At 61.9% G+C, this 4,227-nt stretch carries 5 protein-coding genes; 3 read left to right on the top strand and 2 right to left on the bottom strand.

What is annotated here, in order from left to right; genetic code table 11:
• The coding region (locus tag ACRAUW_RS17065) for a MarR family winged helix-turn-helix transcriptional regulator (RefSeq protein ID WP_431363232.1) at positions 1-434 on the bottom strand (434 nt) is incomplete at its 3' end.
• Between the two features lie 138 nt (positions 435-572).
• Positions 573-1,769: a multidrug efflux MFS transporter MdtH gene (mdtH, locus tag ACRAUW_RS17060; RefSeq protein ID WP_431363231.1), complete on the bottom strand. Its 1,197-nt coding sequence runs from the start codon at positions 1,767-1,769 to the stop codon at positions 573-575.
• A gap of 92 nt (positions 1,770-1,861) precedes the next feature.
• Here mdtH and ACRAUW_RS17055 point away from each other — a divergent pair, with 92 nt between their 5' ends.
• From ACRAUW_RS17055 to ACRAUW_RS17045, 3 genes are all read left to right on the top strand, one after another.
• Entirely contained in the window at positions 1,862-2,758 is an 897-nt protein-coding gene (locus tag ACRAUW_RS17055; protein ID WP_431363230.1) for a LysR family transcriptional regulator, read from the top strand.
• Positions 2,759-2,865: 107 nt separating this feature from the next.
• A complete protein-coding gene (locus ACRAUW_RS17050) occupies positions 2,866-3,420 on the top strand; it encodes a GNAT family N-acetyltransferase (RefSeq protein WP_005340529.1) in 555 nt (184 codons plus the stop codon).
• Positions 3,420-3,971, top strand: coding sequence for a GNAT family N-acetyltransferase (locus ACRAUW_RS17045; protein WP_431363229.1), 552 nt, complete (start codon positions 3,420-3,422; stop codon positions 3,969-3,971). Before ACRAUW_RS17050 ends, ACRAUW_RS17045 begins: the two co-directional genes overlap by 1 nt.
• Positions 3,972-4,227 lie beyond the last annotated feature (256 nt).

Below are 4,227 nucleotides of genomic sequence, written 5' to 3'. Positions count from 1 at the left end.
TGGTAGCCCCGCTGGCGACGGGCGCGGGAGAGGGCGCTGCGATAGAGCCGCAGCCCTTGCCACAGCTGCTCCCGCTCGGGCAGGCTCAACTGCGCCAGCATCTCTTCCATCGCCCCGTCCATCTCCCGGTGCAACTCCAGCAGCATCCCCTGACCGTTGACGGTGAGGCGGGCCTCCTTGCTGCGGCCGTCGGAGGGGTGCGGGTGCCAGCTGATGAGCTCCCGCTCCGCGAGGCGTGCCAGCGGACGGCTGGCGTTGGATTTGTCGATGTGCAGCTTTTCTGCCAGCTGCTGATTGGTGGCCGGGGCGTTTTCCAGCTCGATCAGCAGGTGAGCCTCGATGGGGGTGAGGGCCAGATTGCCGCACTGCTGGGAGAGCATGCCGAGTTCGCGAACCAGATCGCGCGACAGGGCGCGCAGGGGACGGGGATCCATGTCGTGGTTTCCTGTTTAGTTGTGCATGACAACTAAAATAGCGTAAAAGTTGTAATTCGCAACCTTTTGCTGTGATGACTTGCAGAATATGGGGTGAGCGGCAGCCCCGTTGGCGGGGCTGCCGTAGGCAGGGGTTCGTCAGGCGGCGGCTCTGATAGCCAGCTCCGGGCGGCGGGAGAAGCAGCGGACCAGCAGCAACATGGTGGCGACGCCTATGGTGCCCAGCACCAGCCAGGGAAGGGCCGGTTGTCCCTGTTGCAGCGAGAAGTCATAGAGGGAGCCGCCGCCCACGTAGCCGGTCATGCCCCCCAGCGCCAGTCCGAGGCGGCTGAAGCCCATGTAGCTGCCGCGGGCTGTGGGGTTGGCCAGCCGGGTCATCAGGGTCTCCCGGGCCGGTTCACAGATGATGATCCCCAGATAGAAGCAGGCCAGCAGTACGAAGATGCCGGAGAGGGTGCTGACAAACGCAACCAGCCCAATCCCCACCGTCATCAGCAGGATACCCGCCATCAGTCGGCTCTCCAGCCGATAGCGTCGCTCGCTGAAACGGGCGATAGGGTAGAGCAGCGCCAGCGACAGCGCCGTTTCCAGGCTGTACATCCAGCCCACCGCCGTGGTGGTGCCGGAGAGCTGCTTGACCAGAATGGGGAAAATCAGCATCACCTGTACCCACAGCATGTAATAGCCGCTTAAGATCAGCACCAGTCGGCAGAAGGCGCGATCCGCCAGCACCTGCCCCAGCCCCTCCCGCATCGGAGTCGGTTTGACCGAGAGGCGGTAGGCGGGCAGCAGGGTCCAGTTGCACAGGGCCGCCAGGGTGAAGAGCCCGGCGCCCAGCAGGCAGACGTAGGTGAAGTCAAAGCGCAGCAGCCAGCTGCCGAGCAGGGCACCGGTGACGGCGCCTGCGCTCTCCAGCATCATCAGCAGTGAGATAAAGCGGCCCCGTTCATGGGGACGGGTAAATTTGATCACCAGTGCGGCCCGTGGCGGGTCGAACAGGCAACCGCCCAGTCCGGAGAGGAAGCAGGAGAAAATCAGCATGGCGCCGCTGTCGGCCCAGGCCAGGGTGGCGAAGCCCACCGCCCGCAGCAACATGCCGGTGACGATGAGCGGGCGGGCGCCGAAGCGGTCGGCAAGCGAGCCGCCAAAGATCCCCAGCCCCTGCTGGGTCAGCTGGCGCAGGCCGAGGGCCAGCCCCACCAGACCGGCTGCCCAGCCGAGTTGATCGACGAAGCGCAGGCTGATCATCGGCATCACCACAAAGAAACCCAGGATCACCAGTGTGGTATCCAGCGCCAGAAACCAGCGTCCCCAAAACCTCGCCCTATCGACCATAACGCCCTCTCATTCACAGATACCTTCATTCTGGAGAGGGTTTAGATATAGTGGTAGACGACAACTACCTATATTTCATATCAGGATTATTTATGTCTATGGATCTGGACGATCTGCAACTGCTGCTGGATGTGGCCGAGCTGGGCAGCTTTAGTCAGGCGGCGGCCATTCGTGGCTGGTCACAGCCGCTGGTGAGCCAGCGGATTGCCCAGCTGGAGGAGAGCCTAGGGGCGCCGCTGTTTCAGCGTCATCGGCGCGGGGTGACGCCGACCCGTGCCTGCGAGGAGTTTCTCCCTGCCGCCCGCTCGGCGCTGGCCACCCTGAGTGAAGGGCGACTGGCACTGCAGGGGGCGCCTGCGCTGCCTTGTATCCGTCTCTCCAGCCTGCCATCCCTCACTTCGGTGGTGTTTGGCTCGCTATTGATGGAGCTGGTGGATGAGCCGTTCGAGATCCGCTGCACCACGGATCACTCCGGCGAGATCATGCAGTCGCTGCTGACTGGCGAGGCCGATATCGGCTTTGTGCTCAAGCGTCCGCCGGTTGCGGGCCTGCAGATGGAGCTGCTCTGTTGCTCCCCCATCATCGCTATCGCCTCGCCGTTGCATCCGCTGGCCGGTTGTCACGGCCTCACCCTGGAGGATATTGCCGACCAGCAGCTGGCGCCTCAGGTATGGGGGCCGGGGTGTGACGTCTTTATCCAGCAGTTGCGGCGGCTACGGAGGGCGGCCAGCCCCCTGCATGCGGTGCAGCCCGCCAGTGCGGCGCGTGATCTGGCGCTGGAACACGGGTTTATCACCCTGATGCCGGAGCTGGCCATCAAGCGGGATCTGGAGGTGGGGCGGTTGGTCAGGCTCGATGTGCGCAATCTGCCGCAAGAGCATTGGGATGTGATGATGGCGTGGCGAGGTGGCAAGCGGCCCAACCCGGCCCGGGAAACCGTGCTGGCCACCGCTCGCTCGCTGGCCAGGCGCTGGCGCAACGAGGGGTGAACGAGAAGGGCGTATCCGGTGTGTAAAAGGGTTGGCGCGGCCAGTTACGATTGGCTACATTGGGTGGCTGGTTCGCGATTTGATCACTGATTTGAAAGGAGAATCCCATGTTTTCATGGCAGTTGGACGACGAGCTTGCGCTGCTCTTCTTGCAGCCCGATATGGCGAGCGAACTGTTTGCCCTCTGCAATGACAACCGGGAGTACCTCTCCCAGTGGCTACCCTGGCCGCCACTGATCCAGCGCCCCGTCGACAGCGCCCTCTTCATTCGCAGTGCCATCGAGAAGTTCGCCCGGGGCGAGGGGCTCACCACCGCCATCGAGTATCAGGGGGAGGTGGTGGGGGTCATAGGTTACAACAGCATCGATCACGACCTTGGCAAGGTGGTCATCGGTTACTGGCTGGCGGAGCGCTGGCAGGGTAACGGCATCATCACCCGTGCCTGTCAGGCCCTGATCCATCACGCCTTCGAAGAGATGGGGATGGAGAAGGTGGAGATCAGCGCCGCCACTGATAACGAGCCCAGCAGGGCTGTTTGTGAACGGCTCGGGATGCAGCTTGAGGGGGTGACACGGCGCGCAGAGCGGCTGGGCAACCGGATTGTGGACCATGCCCACTACAGCCTGCTGCGCGATGAGTGGCTAAGACAGAGGGAGTCCTGATGGCGCTGCCACATATCAAGACGGCCCGCACCCACCTGACCATACTGTCGCCGGATCAGGCCCCGATGATCCTCGACTTTTACCGGCGCAATCGCGACCACCTTACCCCGTGGGAGCCGCTGCGAGACGAACACTTTTACACCCTCTCTTACTGGCATAGCCGGCTGCAGGATAGCTACAGCCAGTTCTTCAACGGCAGCGACGTTAATCTGGTGGCGCTCGATCCGGCGGGTGAGCGGGTGATCGCCACCTGCAACTTCAGCAACATCATGATGGGGATCTTCAAGGCGTGTCATCTGGGCTATGCCATCGACCAGCAGCATCAGGGGCTAGGGGTGATGCAGGAGATCCTGACTGCCGCTATTGATTACCTGTTTCTGGAGCATGATCTGCATCGCATCATGGCCTGCTATATGCCTGCCAACCAGCGCAGTGGCGCCCTGCTGGAGCGGCTCGGTTTCGAGCGGGAGGGATTCGCGCGAGCGTACCTGATGATCAATGGTCGCTGGGAGGATCACATCCTCACCTCGCTGATTAATCCGGCGCCTTGAACAAGGGATAAGCTCGCTCATCGAGCCAATGCTGTTCACTTAAAAGAATTTGAGTTCCAGTCCACGCAGTATCAGGGCTAAAAAGTGAGAGAGACCTGATGCCTCCCTCTTTCTATTGCAAGCCACGCTGGATAAAGGCTGGAGGAGGATTGACAGGAAACAGCCTTGCCCCCCAACTCAAGTCGCATTTATGAATAATCACTCAATCTGAACAGCATTGCCGCTACGGCAGGTTTTTTGCTGCTGTTTACCCTTT

The organism is Aeromonas sp., assembly GCF_050633025.1.
GTDB lineage: Bacteria > Pseudomonadota > Gammaproteobacteria > Enterobacterales > Aeromonadaceae > Aeromonas.
This window is presented reverse-complemented; position numbering and strand designations above follow the sequence as displayed.

What these genes read in the sequence shown, in the direction of transcription:
- ACRAUW_RS17050 (WP_005340529.1), top strand. Translation starts at nt 2,866, where the DNA reads ATGTTTTCATGGCAGTTGGACGACGAGCTTGCGCTGCTCTTCTTGCAG.
- ACRAUW_RS17045 (WP_431363229.1), top strand. Translation starts at nt 3,420, where the DNA reads ATGGCGCTGCCACATATCAAGACGGCCCGCACCCACCTGACCATACTG.
- mdtH (WP_431363231.1), bottom strand. Translation starts at nt 1,769, where the DNA reads ATGGTCGATAGGGCGAGGTTTTGGGGACGCTGGTTTCTGGCGCTGGAT.
- ACRAUW_RS17055 (WP_431363230.1), top strand. Translation starts at nt 1,862, where the DNA reads ATGTCTATGGATCTGGACGATCTGCAACTGCTGCTGGATGTGGCCGAG.